At 52.5% G+C, this 16,992-nt stretch carries 16 protein-coding genes; 11 read left to right on the top strand and 5 right to left on the bottom strand.

The genetic code is table 11. The features are described 5' to 3' along the window. The first annotated feature begins 265 nt into the window (after positions 1-265). The 6 genes from PHU49_06190 (at position 266) to PHU49_06165 (ending at position 9,177) form a co-directional block, all read left to right on the top strand. Positions 266-541 carry a hypothetical protein gene (locus PHU49_06190; protein MDD5243590.1) on the top strand — a complete coding sequence of 92 codons (276 nt, stop codon included), beginning with the start codon at positions 266-268 and terminating at the stop codon, positions 539-541. Continuing rightward, a complete protein-coding gene (locus PHU49_06185; GenBank protein ID MDD5243589.1) occupies positions 522-782 on the top strand; it encodes a hypothetical protein in 261 nt (86 codons plus the stop codon). Before PHU49_06190 ends, PHU49_06185 begins: the two co-directional genes overlap by 20 nt. Before the next feature lie 183 nt (positions 783-965). Further along, positions 966-7,250 (top strand): FG-GAP-like repeat-containing protein, encoded by a 6,285-nt coding sequence (locus tag PHU49_06180; GenBank protein MDD5243588.1) that lies wholly within the window; start codon positions 966-968, stop codon positions 7,248-7,250. Between the two features lie 17 nt (positions 7,251-7,267). Then, positions 7,268-7,876, top strand: coding sequence for a hypothetical protein (locus tag PHU49_06175; GenBank protein ID MDD5243587.1), 609 nt, complete (start codon positions 7,268-7,270; stop codon positions 7,874-7,876). 66 nt (positions 7,877-7,942) lie between these two features. After that, on the top strand, positions 7,943-8,203 hold the full coding sequence (locus PHU49_06170; protein ID MDD5243586.1) for a hypothetical protein: 261 nt from the start codon (positions 7,943-7,945) through the stop codon (positions 8,201-8,203). Further along, positions 8,200-9,177: a transposase gene (locus PHU49_06165; GenBank protein MDD5243585.1), complete on the top strand. Its 978-nt coding sequence runs from the start codon at positions 8,200-8,202 to the stop codon at positions 9,175-9,177. The genes PHU49_06170 and PHU49_06165 overlap by 4 nt, the downstream gene beginning before the upstream one ends. Positions 9,178-9,198: 21 nt before the next feature. Here the strand turns inward: PHU49_06165 and PHU49_06160 are convergent, their stop codons facing one another. From PHU49_06160 to PHU49_06150, 3 genes are all read right to left on the bottom strand, one after another. Further along, positions 9,199-9,909 carry a 4Fe-4S binding protein gene (locus PHU49_06160; protein ID MDD5243584.1) on the bottom strand — a complete coding sequence of 237 codons (711 nt, stop codon included), beginning with the start codon at positions 9,907-9,909 and terminating at the stop codon, positions 9,199-9,201. A 310-nt stretch (positions 9,910-10,219) separates the two neighbouring features. Next, positions 10,220-10,999: a M15 family metallopeptidase gene (locus PHU49_06155; protein ID MDD5243583.1), complete on the bottom strand. Its 780-nt coding sequence runs from the start codon at positions 10,997-10,999 to the stop codon at positions 10,220-10,222. A gap of 10 nt (positions 11,000-11,009) precedes the next feature. Then, positions 11,010-11,516: a flavin reductase gene (locus PHU49_06150; protein ID MDD5243582.1), complete on the bottom strand. Its 507-nt coding sequence runs from the start codon at positions 11,514-11,516 to the stop codon at positions 11,010-11,012. A 183-nt stretch (positions 11,517-11,699) separates the two neighbouring features. On the opposite strand from PHU49_06150, the gene PHU49_06145 reads away from it, so the two are divergent. The 5 genes from PHU49_06145 to PHU49_06125 all read left to right on the top strand — a co-directional run bounded on the left by PHU49_06145 (position 11,700) and on the right by PHU49_06125 (position 14,141). Further along, positions 11,700-12,767 (top strand): DUF362 domain-containing protein, encoded by a 1,068-nt coding sequence (locus PHU49_06145; GenBank protein MDD5243581.1) that lies wholly within the window; start codon positions 11,700-11,702, stop codon positions 12,765-12,767. 131 nt (positions 12,768-12,898) lie between these two features. Then, complete coding sequence (locus PHU49_06140; GenBank protein MDD5243580.1) at positions 12,899-13,216, top strand: BrnT family toxin; 318 nt, start codon at positions 12,899-12,901, stop codon at positions 13,214-13,216. Further along, a complete protein-coding gene (locus tag PHU49_06135; protein ID MDD5243579.1) occupies positions 13,191-13,511 on the top strand; it encodes a BrnA antitoxin family protein in 321 nt (106 codons plus the stop codon). The genes PHU49_06140 and PHU49_06135 overlap by 26 nt, the downstream gene beginning before the upstream one ends. A 107-nt stretch (positions 13,512-13,618) precedes the next feature. Beyond that, a complete protein-coding gene (locus tag PHU49_06130) occupies positions 13,619-13,870 on the top strand; it encodes a hypothetical protein (GenBank protein ID MDD5243578.1) in 252 nt (83 codons plus the stop codon). Then, the gene (locus PHU49_06125; GenBank protein ID MDD5243577.1) at positions 13,860-14,141 is read left to right on the top strand and encodes a hypothetical protein; all 282 of its coding nucleotides are present in this window, start codon (positions 13,860-13,862) and stop codon (positions 14,139-14,141) included. The genes PHU49_06130 and PHU49_06125 overlap by 11 nt, the downstream gene beginning before the upstream one ends. A 466-nt stretch (positions 14,142-14,607) precedes the next feature. On the opposite strand, the gene gltA is transcribed toward PHU49_06125, so the two are convergent. After that, positions 14,608-16,032 carry an NADPH-dependent glutamate synthase gene (gene gltA / locus PHU49_06120; GenBank protein MDD5243576.1) on the bottom strand — a complete coding sequence of 475 codons (1,425 nt, stop codon included), beginning with the start codon at positions 16,030-16,032 and terminating at the stop codon, positions 14,608-14,610. Then, positions 16,029-16,883 (bottom strand): sulfide/dihydroorotate dehydrogenase-like FAD/NAD-binding protein, encoded by an 855-nt coding sequence (locus tag PHU49_06115; GenBank protein MDD5243575.1) that lies wholly within the window; start codon positions 16,881-16,883, stop codon positions 16,029-16,031. Before PHU49_06115 ends, gltA begins: the two co-directional genes overlap by 4 nt. Between the last annotated feature and the right edge of the window lie 109 nt (positions 16,884-16,992).

Raw genomic sequence — 16,992 nt, 5'->3', positions numbered from 1 at the left:
ACCATAAAAATCGCTCTTTTCCTGAGATATGGGATTTTGCGCCGTATTCATCGTAGAATGCACTTTACCGGTGAAAAACAAATAGTATAGTAAAAACCAACCCCTTGTCAATGGCAGGCCATGCCTATCACGCATGGTTTTGTGATAATATGCACAAGCAGAACAAAATTGTCAAGACAAAAGGCCGGTTACACAATCAAAATTCTCATTGATTCGTATAACCATTAAAGTTACACTAAAGTGTAACTTGACAAAGGAGGCCCCCATGCGTTTTGCGGGTATTAAAGAGCTCAAACATAAAACTATGGATATTCTCAAAAAATCTAAAAAAGAGGATATTGTCATTACGGCATACGGTAAGCCTGCGGCTATCCTTCACTATATAACAGAGGAAGACCTCGCCGATTACCTGATAGAAAATGACCCTGCATTTAAAGCCAGGATAGAAGAAGCGTACGCAGAATACAGGGCGCGGGGGGGTATAACCGCAGATGCCCTCATAAATAAACTGGGGAAGCGCCGTGGCGTCAAAAGGGGTTAAGGTCATATTCAACCCGTCAGCACAAAAAGAAATGGAATCACTCGAAACGGATGATGCCATCCGGTTTGTAAAGGATGTGGGATCATATCTGGAGATCTCTCCCCTCCCTTTCGGAAAGACAAGGATCAAGAAGTTAACAGGTTTTGACCCGCCCCTCTATAGATTGAGAAGCGGCAATCTCAGTGCATATTATCATATTGTCGTCGGCAAAGTCATAATCCTGGCCATCACCCGCAAATAAGACGGCGATAAGATCTTGAAAAATCCCCCATGGAGATACCAACGGCATTCTCTATAAGGCTTAATAAAAACCCCAACCCGCCCGATCCGTCCCTGATTCTGGTCAATCCGGATCATTTCCGTTGACGCCATCTCCCTGCTTCTGATACACAAACACATACAAGAGTAGATTCATGGGGGGATCATGGACAGCGCTCTCATCACAATACAGAAGAAAGGAAGACGTATCTCTCTGATGCCCCTTTATTGTAGTGCAAAGGGGGGGTCATCCATGCGTCTGTCCGGGTCACGGCCTTTCCGCCGTTTTACCTGGCTTCTGATCGTCCTATTCTCACTCTTTTCCATGCCCCATGCAGGGCTGTGCCTCTCCTTCGCGGCAGATCTCTTCGTGCCCTCCGCCTATGCCGCGGAACCCTCAAAGGCACAGCAGCCTGCCGCACAAGAATCCGTTGAAAGGACGAATGAGGAAGAATCAAAAGCCCCTTCACGGACAATGATGATGTCGGTTCCGGGAGGAGCCGGCGGTGGCATTACAAGTGCGCTCTCCCCCTCAACCAACGTCTCCCGTTTTGCCGGGGCTGCAACGGCGAAGATACCCATTGAAGTTCCCCCGGGAAGAAAAGGCATTGCTCCCCAGCTTGCCCTTAACTATAGCAGCCAACAAGGAAGCGGGTGGATCGGCATGGGATGGACGATCGACCTGGGCGCGATCCAGCGCTCGACGAAGCGGGGTGTGAGCTATACCACAAACACCTACGTGGCAGCGATCAACGGCTCTTCCGCAGAGCTTGTCTCCCGGACCGACTGGGGCACGAACTACTATGGGGCACGGATCGAAGGGACGCTTTCCAAATACTATTACAATACCTCAACCGGCGGATGGGAGGTAACAAGCAAGGAAGGGACAAAGTACTACTACGGTTCCACTGCTGCCTCACGGCAGGATTTTGTAAGCGGCACGAAGGTCTTCAAGTGGTGTCTTGACAAGGTCATCGATACGAACGGCAACTATATGACCGTCTCCTACACAAAAGACCAGGGGGAGATCTATCCCGACAGGATCGACTACACGGGGAACACTGCCGCAGGCTTAGGCACAACGAACTACGTGAAGTTCTACCTTGAGTCACGGACGGACGTCCCCGTCATGTTCACCACCAATTATCAGGTGAAGACCGCAAAGAGATTGAAGACGATCGAGATAAGAGCGGGAGGGGCAATAGTCCGGGCGTACCGCCTCACCTACGTGACAAGCGGGAGCACCTGGCGATCGCTCCTCAAGACGGTGACGCTCTTCGGGAACAACACGGCGCTCGATGCGTCGGGAACGATCACCGCGGGAGATGCACTCCCCCCGGTGACGCTTGGGTGGGATGAACAAAAGACCAACTCGTTCTATGACGGCGGCGAGATTGACGTCCACCAGGATATATACAGTTATGATCCGTGGTTCTGGCCATATGTATACAGTTGGGATCCGTTGTTCTGGTGGTATGGTGATTTTAACGGCGACGGGAAGACGGACATCTGCTACCTTATAAAAGGACCCGGAACCGACCGAAAGATAAAGTTCAGTAACGGCGATGGCACCTTTACCGACGGCCCTGCATTTGCCGTGTCCGATAGATACCGTTGGGAATCATCGTTCTGGTGGTATGGTGATTTCAACGGCGACGGGAAGACGGACATCTGTTACTACACTTCAAGCGGCTATCGAAAGATGAAGTTCAGTAACGGCGACGGCACCTTTATCGACGGTCCTGCATTCTCTGTCCCCGACATATACAGCTGGTCCCCATCATTCTGGTCCTATGGCGACTTCAACGGGGATGGAAAAACTGACATCATTTACTACGCCACACCTTCTGACGGAAGCTGGAAGATCAAGTTCAGCAACGGAGACGGCACCTTTACCGATGGACCCCGGTTTAGCGTCCCTGACAGGTACTCCTCGGATCCGGGTTATTGGTCCTACGGCGACTTTAACGGCGACGGGAAGACGGACATCTGTTACTACACTTCAAGCGGCTATCGAAAGATGAAGTTCAGTAACGGCGACGGCACCTTTATCGACGGTCCTGCATTCTCTGTCCCCGACATATACAGCTGGTCCCCATCATTCTGGTCCTATGGCGACTTCAACGGGGATGGAAAAACTGACATCATTTACTACGCCACACCTTCTGACGGAAGCTGGAAGATCAAGTTCAGCAACGGCGACGGAACGTTTACCGATGGACCCCGGTTTAGCATCCCCGACAGGTACTCCTCGGATCCGGGTTATTGGTCCTACGGCGACTTTAACGGCGACGGCAAAACTGACATCGTTTATTACACTACACCTTCTGACGGAAGCTGGAAAGTAAAGTTTAGTAACGGCGACGGCACCTTTACCGACGGACCCTGTTTCAACATGCCTGACAGGTACTGTTTGGACTTGGACCCGGGCTGTTGGGAGTGTAGAGACTTCAACGGCGACGGCAGGACCGATATCAATTACTATACGACCACCGGCAAGCGGAAGGTTAAGTTCGCCGATGCGGGCAACGACCTCCTCGTATCTATCACCAACGGTCTCGGCGCCACCACCTCCATCTCCTACACCCCTTCCTCTGCCTATCAGAACACCTATCTGCCCTTTATCGTCTGGACCGTCTCGCAGATAACGCACAGCGACGGCAGGGGGCGCTCATACACCACGAAGTATGCGTACTCCGGAGGATTATTCGATTACATAGAGAGGGAGTTCAGGGGCTTCCGATACGCCGTTGCGTACCAGATGCGGGATGCCTCCACCTATGAATCGAAGACAGAAACATGGTACCACCAGGACATCACCTGCAAGGGTTCCACCGAGGCGGAGCTCACCACCTCCTTCGAGGGACACACCCGCCAGGTGAACAACACCTGGTTGATCGGGACCATGGCAGTCGGCGTCACGTATCCCTACCTCCAAACCGTGCAATCAACCGTCACCGATAGCGGCTATGCCCCCTATACCTACGCCATCGACTATGAATATGACACTACCTACCTGAACGTTATCCGTGAGTATAAGCACGGCGCCGCCGCCGAAGAGGACGTGGACACCTCCTATGCCTATACGAACTACACCACTCCCTGGATCATCGCCAAGCCGACAGAGGTGAAGGTCAAGGATCACTCGGGGAACATCAAAAGCGCGAAGTGGATGACCTACCATTCCACCACCGGGAACCTTCTCACTGAAGAGGTCTGCAAAAGCGACAATCCCGCTTCAGAATGTGCAAACAGCAATCCCACCCGGAACCCTGTAGTAACCTACCAGTACGCCACCGAAGGCAGCATCTCTTCTGTCATCGATCCCATGAACCATGCAACTACCTACACCTATGACGCTGCAACAAAGGCCTTTGTCTATGAGACGACAAACGCCGTAAGCCACGTAACAAGGACGGTCTATAACCCCGGCACCGGCAGGCTCCTCTCCCTTACCCCTCCCCACCTCCAGGGTACAGGGTATGCTATTACCTCCCAGTACGATGTCTTCGGGAGATTGATCCAGGAGACCCGTCCTGACGGGGGATACACGACGTACCTCTACGCGAACCTCGGCAACCCCGCTACCCAGTTCGTGGAGAAGAGAGAGCACATCATCGGCGGCGCCTCGCCCATCGACCACTACTCTGACGCCTTCTTCGACGGTCTCGGCAGGACCTACCGGGTATGGTCGACAGGCCCCGAGGGCAAGACGATCGCCCTCGACACCTCCTACGATGTGATAGGGAGGGTCTCCCACAAATCGAACCCCTACTTCGCCGCCATCGATACCCCGGTCTACACGAGCTTCCAGTATGACGGCCTCTCACGGGTAACACAGACCACCTCCCCTGACGGGGGGCAGGTCATCACCTCCTACCAGGGCCTGACAAGGCAGGTACGTGACCAGATGAACCACTGGAGCGCTTCCACCTATGACGTCCACAACCGGTTACGGACAACCCAGGACCCCTGCGGCATCGTCACCGTCTACACCTACGACACGCTCGGCAACCTGATCCAGGTCGTAGCCGCCTACGGGCAGACGGAACAGAACACCACCTCCATGACCTACGACTCCATGGGCAAGAAGCGTTCCATGACCGATCCCGACATGGGATACTGGACCTACGCCTACGACAAGGCAGGGAACCTCATCTCCCAGACCGATGCAAAGGGACAGACGATCAGCTTTACCTATGATGCATTACACCGCCTCATCCAGAAGGTCTATCCCGCCCATACGGTCACCTATACCTATGACGACCCTTCCATCCCCTACTCAAAGGGCATGCTCACCTCCACCACCGATCCTTCAGGAGGGGAGACAAAGGAAGACCGCGTCCTTGCCTTTGACCTCATGCAGCGGGTAACCAGAAGCACAAAGACGATCGGTGCAAACAGTATCACGATCAACAAGACCTATGATACGGCAGGCAGAATGATCACCATGACCTATGAGACAAACCCCCAGAAGTCCTACGGCTACGTCTACGACGTTGCCGGCAATACGGTGGGTGTATGGGACTACGTCACGAGCACCTACCATGTCCAATACTCCGGTCATACCGCATCCGGTCAGCCAACGGTTGCGACCTTCCCCAAACCGAACGACATCTCCATCCGCACCTCTTACACCTATGACCCGTATACGATGAGGCTCGCCACCCTCGTCACAGAAAAGCTTCAGGGACAAAACCCCGTCGCCACCCTCCAGAACCTCTCCTATGAGTATGACCTGAAGGGCAACATCACCACCCTCACCGATACGGTGAATACGATCACCCATACCTATACCTACGATGCCCTCGACCGGCTCACAACCGCGAACGGCACAGGCAGCAACCCCTACTCCCACACCTATGCCTATGATGTGATCGGGAACATCACCTCCAAATCCGATGTGGGGAGCTATACCTACCTCTACGGCAACAAACCCCATGCGGTGCGTCAGGCAGGGAACCTCTCCTTCCAGTATGACGCAAACGGCAACATGACCCAGCGATACGACGGAGGAACATCCGTTACCTTAGACCTTGCCTGGAACCATGACAACAAGCCCTCGGTTATCTCAAGGAGGGTAGGAGGGGGCGCATCCCAGCCCTATCTCACCTTCACCTATGACGGCAACAATCAGAGGGTAAGGAAGGAGAACCACTTCACCGGCGCAACCACCCTTTACTTCGGGGAGGTCTATGAGGTACGGAATGAAGAAGCAATCATCCACCTCTTTGCCAATACCCAGAGGATAGCCTCCATCCGGGAAGACGGGAGGATGCAGTACTACCACGGCAATCATCTCAACTCCGCCTCTGTCGTAACCGACGGAGAGGGGAATACGAAAGAGACCATAGAATACCATCCCTATGGCACCTACCGGCTAAGGACAGACCTCGATGCCGCCTTCCCCAACGTCAACTATACCTTCACGGATCAGGAGGACGATGACGAGGCAGGGCTCTACAACTACAAGGCCAGACTCTACGATCCCCTCTTAGGGAGGTTCATCTCCGCCGACTCCATCATCCCCGAGCCGGGCAACTTACAGGCATTCAACAGGTATAGCTATTGCCTCAATAATCCGGTACTATATACTGATCCGTCAGGACAGTTCAGCCTGGGGGATGTGTTCAATGCCTTTATTACCGGGGTCGTGGCAGCGGTAGTATTTTGGGCTACAGGGGGTACCGGAACCCCGGGTATGGCTACGTTCATCGCCGGTATCACCGCGGGCGCTGCAGGAGGAGCTACCGCCTCTGCATTAAGCGGAGGCAACCTCCAGGGCATCCTCCAGGGGGCAATGATGGGGGCGGTAATAGGAGGGGCAACGGGCGGGCTTCTCGGAGGCATCGGAGCTGAATACGGCGCGTCTGCCATGCAATGGGCAGGATATGGCGTGATGGCAGCGGGTGGCGGAGCGGCGTATGCGAGCGGAGGTCTTGATGGATTGGCCTACTATGCAGCAGGGATGCTGGGGGCAATGGCAGGAGCATATGGAGCAGGCTATGTTGCCAAAAATTGGAATAGATGGTTTCCCGACAGGACCAGCACAGAGGCTTTTGCACAAAGTGAGAAGAAAGTGATCTATGATCTTACGCAGGGTGGGGAGGAATTTTTGCGGATGTCAGGAGATGTAGAGTGGAGAGTTACGCCACCTGATTACCGAGAAGGCGGATATTATTGTCCGGGCCAGTGGAAGCAAATAGGAGCAACACCAATAGCGACTGATAACAATGATGTTGGCACGGCTTTTCGTAATCTTACAGGAGCCACTAATTGTAAAGCTTCATGGGCATGTTACACTTGTGGGGGAACTCGTATTCCGATGGAAAGCATACCGCCGGGATTTCAAACTGAGGGTTACTTTTACGGTAACAGTCCTTTAGCCCAAGACAGATGTGCAGCTCCAAAACCAGGTCCACAACGTGGTTGTTTCTTTTACTTTCACTAAGTTTTTTGGAGATGATGATGAAAAAGAATATAATGCTCATCTTTGCATTCTTGTTTCTGTTGATTGTACTGGCAACCAGCGTTTCCGAGGCCACCGATGATCCGAGTAAATTGCTTCAGCAAGTTGCGGGAAAAGTGACACTTGGACCAATCGAGTTTTCTCCTCCGCAAGGGTTCTGGTACAACCCGCCACCTCCATCAACAAAAATGAGTTTCGCCATCACATTCTATAAAACAAAAAAAGATATAATATTAATGCAAGAGGATCCGAGTCCCGCCAGAGATCCAATTGTTGTGGTCCGCATCAACTCTAATTCATTTAAAGACTTTGACTCTTATTACAAAGCGGAATCAGAAATGTATCGGATTAAAGGGCTTGAAGGCTTGCACTATTTTAAAAAACTTCCACAGGACGTACAGTCATTATTCGCAGGAATGTCTACATGGAGTTGCAGGGAGAGAGTAAATAAAGGCTATCCAGAACTAACTGCCATAGATTGCCTCTCGCTAAATCATTATAGTGTCCTAATTAGCACTTTTTGTTTTGATGAGAAGAAGGTATTGGGCATGGCCCCGATTCTTAAGTCGATAATGAAGTCTGTCAAAAGAAGTCAACAAAAAGATTAGACAGAGGCGATCATCCACCTCTTCGCCAATACCCAGAGGATAGCCTCCATCCGGGAAGACGGGAGGATGCAGTACTACCACGGCAATCATCTCAACTCCGCCTCTGTCGTAACCGACGGAGAGGGGAATACGAAAGAGACCATAGAATACCATCCCTATGGCACCTACCGGCTCAGGACAGACCTCGATGCCGCCTTCCCCAACGGGACGGGGAATGGGGACGTCCTTCAATATTTCAATTGGCAATCACCTCTCCGTGATATATTTTCGCTCATATGCCTCGTACAGCCAGACTTGATGCCGCAGGAGCATTGCATCACGTCATGATCCGGGGAATAGAGAGAAAGAACATCTTCCGGGGTGATCGCGACCGTAACAATTTCATAGAACGTCTTGCCTCTCTTTTGCCGGAGACCGGGACAACGTGCTATGCTTGGGCATTGATACCTAATCATGCCCACTTTCTTTTCAGAAGCGGTCCTCCAGGCATCGCCAGCCTCATGAGACGTCTCCTTACAGGATATGCCGTCTTTTTCAATCGCCGTTATCACAGGTCGGGTCAGCTTTTTCAGAATCGATACAAATCCGTTATCTGTCAGGAAGACATCTATTTCAAGGAACTTGTCCGCTACATCCATCTGAACCCCCTGCGGGCGCATATCATCCACCCTTCCGATCTTGACGTATATCCCTACTGCGGGCACAGCGCCCTTATGGGCAAATCGCAGAGGACGTGGCAGGATACGTCCTACGTGCTTCGCCTATTCGGCAATACCCCTGCAACCGGAAGAAAGAAATACAGGGCTTTCGTAGAATCAGGATTCGATGAGGGCAAACGCAATGACTTAACGGGAGGAGGTCTTATGCGAAGCTACAAAGGCTGGGTAGAGATACGACAGGAGAAGCAGCGCCTCAAAGGCGATGAACGGATACTGGGAGACAGTGATTTTGTCTCCAGAATCCTCTCCGAAGCGCATGAAGACCGGGAACGCCGTCTTGCCCTGCAACACGCCGGATATACCCTCAATCTGTTAGCGAACAGAATAGCCTCGCTCTACAACGTGAATCCTGACGACATCCTTTCTAAGGGGCGCCGGAAGATCCATGTCGAGGCCAGAGATGTTCTGTGCCATGTGGCTGTGCACGACCTTGGCATGGCAGTTACTGATCTTGCCCGGCGTTGCCACATGTCGCCGTCTTCAATAACGTATGCGGTCATGAGAGGGAAGAAGATTGCCGAAACAAAGAACATTGCTATTGATGGACACGGACACGTGGAAAAAGGGATATTGAATAATTGAAGGACGTCCCCAATCCCCGGCTCAGGGAAAGCGGAGTGCGTCCTTGGGGCAGGCCGTTACGCAGAGTTTGCATTTCAGGCAATCACCCTTGAAGGACATCTGGTCCTCCTTCTTCAGTTCATAGGGCGCAAGCTGCATGGGGCAGGTCTTTCCACAGAGCTTGCACTCAATGCAGGCATCTTTGTCTATGATAAGCTGGTTCTTATTCTTCCCGACCCAGTTGGAGAGCGTCCCGATGGGACAGACATAACACCATGAACGCTGGTGTATGATGATTGCCAGGATAATCCCTACGGTGGTGGTAACTGTAAGGAGTATCATGAAAAATCTGCCGATGGCGTAAGGGTCAGGCCAGAGCCTTACGATCTGGACTACCAGCATGAGCATGAGAAAAGCGAGAACCCCGATGCGGACAGGCAGCGAGCGAAGCGCCTTTGGGATCTTTCTTCCAGGACTTATGATCTTCATGTAAGAGTCTGCGAAGGACCCTCGCGGACACATCCAGTTACACCACGTCCTGCCCTTCACGCTGGCAACGCTGACACCTATGACCATGCAGAGAGGAATAAAATAGCCGATGATGGAATAGAACCAGCCGCCGATAAGCAGCGCAATGAAGATGGTCCCCGCAAGGAACTGCCTGACCAACCTTGATTTCTTCGATCGCTCAAGCCTTTCCTTTCTTTCCGCCCCTCCGGGCATCCCGTTTTTGTCTGGCGTTGTTCCTTCCACAAAAACCTCCGTTTGTTACAAATTCTGTTCACCCGCTGCTACATACAATGTGGTTGTAGACTATGGTGTCGGGCTTTCCTTAAGCAAACCGTCGTGAGGCGAGGAAGCTCGGTCTTTTGCGAAGCAAAAGTTCCGAAGCCGAACGCGAGCGGCATAAACCAGCCCACACCGTGGGCGAGAAGGGGAGGCTCCACGGACTTTGTTCGTGGAGGGGGGCGACGCAAGTCCCGGTAACAGCGCCGCTGGAGCGGAATGAGCGTGTTTGCGTAGGATAGTCCGACACCATAGTCATCCTAAGTAGCCCTAACTTCTATTCAATAACAAAATCAAAATAGGTATCCGGGTATGGCTCGTTCTTCAGCGTGTAGTGCCACCATTCCCGGTCATAATTGACAAAACCGTATTTCTCCATCAGGGTCTTGAGCAGGAGCCTGCCCATGCGCTGCGTGTTTCCTATTTCCCGGTTCGCCGTGTGGGATAATTCGTGAAAGCAGTCAAATCCCGTTCCCATGTCCATACCGTTGTCCTTGAAACGTTTTTCCGCCGGCAGATAACATTCGTGTAAGGTCTGCCCTGGGGCATATCGCTCCTGGGCCGGGACAGGCATGGGCACGATCGTGAGGTCAATGGTGCTTCCCCTGCTGTGGCCCGATCTTTCGGCGATATAGCCGTCCCTGAAAAGGTTCCGCTTGTCGATGGTGGGATAGAATTCCTTTTTCGTCTTCGTGTCGCCTACGTCCTTCGCCCATCTGACAAAATGACTCACCGCGCGCTGCGGCCGGTAGCAGTCGTAGACCTTGAGAGAAAGACCGGCATCCATCAATTCTTTCTGCACCCCGGCAATGGCGTCGGCTGCCTTTTTCGTAATTATACATTTCGGGGCATTATATCCGTCGACCCGCTCACCTACAAAATTGTGGGCGGTATAATACCTGATGTCGGGCACGATCGATGGGATCACATCATGGAGATCGACAAAATCCGAAGGTGCCCGGCTTGCAGCAAACGCTAAAAACGGACAGGCGGATATCAGCACCCATAACAGCGCGACGACAATGAATGGTTTTGTTGTTCCTCTGTGGCGGGTCACGGTCACCTCTTTACCGCGTAAGGCACTGCACGATCTCGCCGACATACATCCGGTGGTAATCCTTTAAGGGATAAAACTCCTCTACCTCCGGGACTAAGAAATTTCCCGGCCGCAGGTCCTGGAAATATATCTTTTTGCATATTAATACCAGCCTCGCCTCCGCGAAATAGATCCCCTTGTCTGAAACAACCGGCGTAATTCCTGCCCCGGCCACCTTGTTGACATCCCTTCCGGATTTGGTCCCGCAGTATGTCAGGATGTCGCGGTACTGTTCATCAAAGAACGAGAGCGTAAACTGCGACGACCGCTCCATGAACTCAAAGGTATACCGCGTGGGCCGCACAACGCAGAATGCCACGTTCTTATTCCACATAACCCCCAGCCCGCCCCACGCGCCGGTCATCGTATTGAACGATCCCTTCGTCCCCGCGGTGATCAGCATCCAGTCCCTGCCGATCAGCTTGAAAGGATTATCCGTCAGCCCTTCGGGGCCGACCTCGTTAAAGGTATTCTCCATAGCCTGCCTCCCTTCCGGAATTGGTATATGTATAATAACATAACTCATAGAAAGTTATTTGCAAAGATGTACAGGTTGCCCCGCCAAAACAGTTGCTGCAGCTTAGCCCTGTGCTGTCCCCGACAGAAGTATTGTTTTTCGTAAAATCAAAACTTGTAGTATGATAAGAAGAGGTGTTCACCCGTGGCAAAGGTAATGATCCATCCCGCAACATACGAGAACGTTCATAAGGCTGTCGTCAGGGTTTTCGAGCTCTTTACCCTGAAACTTAAGGGGAAGAAGGTATTCATAAAGCCGAACGTGCTTCGCTCCTCGGAAGCGAAGGAAGGCATCGTCACCAACCCTGCGGTTCTTCGTGCCGTTGTGGACCAGGTGGAATCGATGGGGCCGGCTTCCATTGTTGTGGGAGACAATCCGGGCCTTTTCAGCTATGGCGCGAACGAGGAAGCCTTCAAAAGGACAGGCCTTATGGAGGCATCGAAAGGCTATTATCAAAACATCGGGAACGATTCGCAGCAGGTCAGCTTTAATCCTGATTTCATGCCCTCCGTGAGCCTCTCCCGGATCGTGCTCGATGCAGACATTATCATCAGCCTGCCGAAATTCAAGACCCATGGCCTCACCGTTATGACCGGAGCGATCAAGAACAGCTACGGTTTCCTGCCCGGAGCCCAAAAGGCAAGGCTGCACAGGATAGCGGGCAGCCCGGAACGCTTCCATGAAATGATAGTTGATGTATTCCGCCTCAGGATACCGGACCTCTTCATCGTTGACGCCGTGGTCGGGATGGAGGGGAACGGACCGGCATGTTCCGATCTCAGGGACATAGGCCTCATCCTGGCATCCGACAACGCCGTGGCCCTCGATGCCGTTATAGCGAGGATGATGGGGTGCGACCCCGGCAGACTCCGGTTTCTTCAAAAGGCAAAAGAGGCGGGGCTGGGAGATTACGAACGCAGCACAATCGAGATCATCGGCAAGTTCAAACGACTTCGCGACTTCAAGCTCCCTCCCTTGGGCGGGGAAGCAGTCTATCATAATGAAACCACGCAGGCCATGCTTCAGAGCCGGACCCTCCTGCGGCCGCAGGCCGATCCCGATCTGTGCATCGGATGCGGTTCCTGTGTCAGCCAGTGCCCGGCATCCGCCCTGTCGATGGATGACCACATCCCACGAGTGGACCCGGACAAATGCATCGCCTGTTTCTGCTGCCAGGAGATCTGTCCCGCCAAGGCCATCAGCTTGAAATAGCGGGACCAGAGAGGTCAAACTTTATTTTTGATTTTACTGCTCATTTAAACTTGCTCCTTCAATGATACAGGTCTTGTTTCTGCATTAGAATATTGACACTTGTATATGATAGATATATACTTTAAAAGGTTATGATCGACAGCTTGCTGCAGTGCACGGGATTTGAGTGGGATATCCACAACTCTGATAAGATCACTGGAAAGCACGGTGTGACGCCTGTCGAATGCGAACAGGCTTTCTTTAATGTGCCTGTTGTCGTCGGCGATGACATAAAGCACTCGGAGACAGAAAGTCGGTCCTATGTCCTTGGTCAGACCAACTCAGGGAGGCTGCTCTTCCTGGTCTTCACGATTCGCAAAGACAAAATAAGGGTTGTTTCCGCGAGAGACATGAATAAGAAGGAGAGGAAGGTATATGAATCCTATGAAGAAAAAAATCCCTCAGTTTAAGAGTGAGAAAGAGGAAAGGGAGTTTTGGCAAACCCACGATTCAACGGAATACGTTGATTGGAAAAAAGCAAAAAAGGTGAAGCTTGCCAATTTAAAGCCATCGGTAAAGACAATTTCGCTGCGTCTTCCGGAGGCTATGCTTGAAGATCTGAAATTACTGGCCAATAAACGCGATGTGCCTTACCAATCGTTGGTAAAAGTATTTCTTTCCGACCGTATTGAACAGGAATTTACAACTAAACAAAAGCACAACAAGTCGTTGCAGCGAATCGGCCATAGATCGGCCTCCCGCTGATCTCGCACAGCCTGGCGCCCACCTGCGGGTGCGAATATGTTGCCAATATGCACACAATGTGATAATATTGATTAGTGAAAAATATAAACTGGAACACGGAGAAAAGTGTGGCACTCAAGGCGTCACGGGGAATTTGTTTTGAGGATATGGTTTTCTTCATTGAAAGGGGTGAGATATTGGACGACTATCTGCACCCCAATCAGAAAGCATACCCCGGACAACGAATCATGGTCATTGGTGTGGCCAATTACGCATATCTTGTTCCTTATGTTGAGAATGAGGAAGAGTTGTTTCTGAAAACTATTATCCCGAGCAGGAAGGCCACGCAGCTATATCTTGGAGAAAAACATGAAGACTAAATTAACAAGAGAAGAGAAAAAAATACTGGACAGTTTCGAGAAGGGTGAGTGGGTTCCTGTTGCCGATCTTCCCAAGAGAAAAAAGGAACTCGCAGAGTACGCTCGCAATACCTTGAGAAAGGACAAGAGACTGAATATACGGATTTCCGAACGAGACCTTATAGAACTACAAAGAAAGGCCGTCAAAGAAGGCTTGCCTTACCAAACGTATGTATCAAGTATTATTCATAAGTTCATTAATGGAACACTGACTGAAGGAACGACAAAGTAAGTGCCAATAAGTCGTAAGGGGCTTGCGGCTCCTATACAGTTCGCCGGGAACCGTTTCGCGAAACACGACTTCGAACATTTCGTCATATAACGAGACAATCCTCGCTGTATCATCACAATTATCCCGGATACATAGTTGGAGCGTTGGTGTCGGGCTTTCCTGTAGCAAACCGTCGTGAGGCGAGGAAGCTCGGTCTTTTGCGAAGCAAAAGTTCCGAAGCCGAACGCGAGCGACATAAACCAGCCCACACCGTGGGCGAGAAGGGGTGGCTCCGGCAGCTTTGCTGCTGGAGGGGGCGACGTGAGCCCCGGTAACAGCGCCGCTGGAGCGGAATGAGCGTGTTTGCGGGGAAGAGCCCGACACCCATGCTCATCCTTATAGTACAATGAAAAACAGGGCCCCCAAGCCCTGTTTTTCATTGATTCAACTGCTTGTTACGACTTACTATACCCCCCGTTCCCCCTCTTTACTGCTTTCCTGTTGTTAGAAATTCGTGGATAGCCCGTGCAGCCTTTCTCCCCGCCCCCATTGCGAGGATGACGGTCGCCGCACCGGTAACGATATCGCCGCCTGCCCAGACCCTGTCGCGGGTCGTCTTTCCCGTTTCCTGATTAGCGACGAGGGTGCCGTGGCGGGTCGTCTCGAGGCCCGGCGTGGTCGAAGGCACCAGCGGGTTGGGGCTGTTGCCGATGGCACAGACCACCGCATCCATCTCCATACGGAAATTGGAATTGGGCACCTCGACAGGTCTTCTCCTGCCTGATGCATCAGGTTCTCCGAGCTCCATTTTGATACATTCGATCTCCCTCAGCCAGCCGTTCTCGTCGCCGATGTATTTGACGGGCAGGGTAAGCATGTTGAAGATGACGCCTTCTTCCTCGGCATTCTCGCTCTCCTCCAGCCGCGCAGGAAGTTCTGCGTGGGAACGCCGGTAGATGATCCGCACCTCGTCAGCCCCCATCCTTAGGGCCGTCCTCGCCGAGTCCATCGCCACGTTGCCGCCACCGACGACTGCGACCTTTTTGTGTCTCTTGATCGGTGTAGCCGAGTTTGGAAATCTGTAACCCTGCATGAGGTTCATGCGGGTAAGATACTCATTTGCCGAATAGACCCCGTTTAAGTTCTCGCCGGGGATATCCATGAACCAGGGAAGTCCGGCGCCTGTTCCGACAAAAACGGCATCAAACTCCTGGAGGATCTCATCGATGGAACGCGTTTTCCCCACCACGTAATCGGTGATGACCTTGACCCCCAGCTTCCTGACGTAATCCACTTCCCTTGCCACCACGGCCTTGGGAAGCCGAAACTCAGGAATACCGTACGTCAGGACACCGCCCGCCTTATGGAGGGCCTCAAAGATCGTCACTTCGTGTCCCAGGAGGATCAGGTCTCCAGCGACGGTAACACCCGCGGGCCCGGAACCGACAATAGCTACCTTTTTCCCTGTAAGGTTCGCCCTCGCGGGGATATCGACAACGCCTTCCGCTGCCTCCCAGTCCGCAAGGAATCTTTCAATCCTTCCTATCGCGATCTCGCCGCCCTTGTTCCGCAGGATACATTGCGACTCGCACTGGCTCTCCTGCGGACACACCCGTCCGCTTACCGCGGGGAGACAGTTCTTTTCTTTGAGCTTTTTGATACCCGCCGCAAAGTCCCCTTTGACAACGCAGGCAATGAAACCGGGGATATCGATCTCCACGGGGCATCCGGTGACGCATCTCGGTTTCTTGCACTGCAGGCAGCGGCTCGCCTCGGCAAGGGCAAGCTCCTTCGTGTAGCCAAGCGCCACCTCGTTGAAGTTATGGCTTCTCATTTCAGGAGACTGCTTGGGCATATCTCTCCGGTTTAAATCGATCTTGCTTGTTTTTTCAGGAGTCTTTTCTTCGCTCATTCGTGACATTTCCCCTCTTTATGGACTACGGTTGGTTCGCTGCGCCTGAAGTACATCGTCTCTTCATTCATGTAAGCCTTTCTCCGAGCCAGGAATTCCTTCCAATCGACCTCATGACCATTGAACTCTGGGCCGTCTACACAAGCAAATTTCATCTTATCTCCGATAGTGACACGGCATACGCCACACATCCCGGTACCGTCGATCATGATCGGATTCAGATTGACGACCGTCGGTATCCCGAGATCTTTCGTTACCTCCGAGGTATGCGCCATAAGATAGGTACACCCGTTGACGATTATCCTGTCAGGCGGGTTCGGCAGGCTGTTGATCACATCCGAGAGCCGCGTTACGTGCCCTTTCATGCCAAGGCTACCGTCCCGCGTTATGTTGAAGATCTTGTCCGAAAGGGCGACAAATTTATTGGTCCAGTAAATGAGGTAGGAACTCCGCGCCTCGAAGACCGTTATGATCTTGTTCCCCGCATCCTTCAGCGCCCGTACCGCGGGATAGAGACTGCCTATACCGTAGCAGCCGCCGACAACCATAACGGTGCCATATTGCCCTATCTCCGTTGCATTGCCCAGCGGCCCGACGCATGTGGCCACTGAGTCTCCTGCCTTCAAACAGGCCAGCGCGCCCGTTGACGCGCCAACCTCCATGAAGATGATCGTGATGGTACCCTTTTCCGTGTCCCAATCGGCCACTGAAAGCGGGATCCGCTCGCCCTCGTCGTTCGCGCGGACAATGACAAATTGTCCCGGCTTTATCTTTGACGCGATCTCCGGGGCCTCAACCTCGAGGAGGTGCATATTGGGAACAATCATGGTGCGCTCGATGATCTTATTCATGACGCCTCCTTTCCTCGATGGCCTTCATGCCGGACACAACCGACGCAAGCGGGGTCCCCCGGTAGGCCTCCTCACGGGGCTTCCGGGATTGTTTTGCATGTGATGGGAT

The organism is Syntrophorhabdaceae bacterium (genome assembly GCA_028713955.1).
Taxonomy (GTDB): domain Bacteria; phylum Desulfobacterota; class Syntrophorhabdia; order Syntrophorhabdales; family Syntrophorhabdaceae; genus UBA5609.
Note: the sequence above shows the minus strand (reverse complement) of the source record. Positions and strands in the feature narration are given on the sequence as shown.

Coding starts and splice junctions, on each gene's coding strand:
- PHU49_06190 (MDD5243590.1), top strand. CDS start 266: ATGCGTTTTGCGGGTATTAAAGAGCTCAAACATAAAACTATGGATATT.
- PHU49_06180 (MDD5243588.1), top strand. CDS start 966: ATGGACAGCGCTCTCATCACAATACAGAAGAAAGGAAGACGTATCTCT.
- PHU49_06175 (MDD5243587.1), top strand. CDS start 7,268: ATGAAAAAGAATATAATGCTCATCTTTGCATTCTTGTTTCTGTTGATT.
- PHU49_06170 (MDD5243586.1), top strand. CDS start 7,943: ATGCAGTACTACCACGGCAATCATCTCAACTCCGCCTCTGTCGTAACC.
- PHU49_06165 (MDD5243585.1), top strand. CDS start 8,200: ATGATCCGGGGAATAGAGAGAAAGAACATCTTCCGGGGTGATCGCGAC.
- PHU49_06150 (MDD5243582.1), bottom strand. CDS start 11,516: ATGGAGAATACCTTTAACGAGGTCGGCCCCGAAGGGCTGACGGATAAT.
- PHU49_06140 (MDD5243580.1), top strand. CDS start 12,899: ATGATCGACAGCTTGCTGCAGTGCACGGGATTTGAGTGGGATATCCAC.
- PHU49_06135 (MDD5243579.1), top strand. CDS start 13,191: ATGAAGAAAAAAATCCCTCAGTTTAAGAGTGAGAAAGAGGAAAGGGAG.
- PHU49_06125 (MDD5243577.1), top strand. CDS start 13,860: ATGAAGACTAAATTAACAAGAGAAGAGAAAAAAATACTGGACAGTTTC.
- gltA (MDD5243576.1), bottom strand. CDS start 16,032: ATGAGCGAAGAAAAGACTCCTGAAAAAACAAGCAAGATCGATTTAAAC.
- PHU49_06115 (MDD5243575.1), bottom strand. CDS start 16,883: ATGAATAAGATCATCGAGCGCACCATGATTGTTCCCAATATGCACCTC.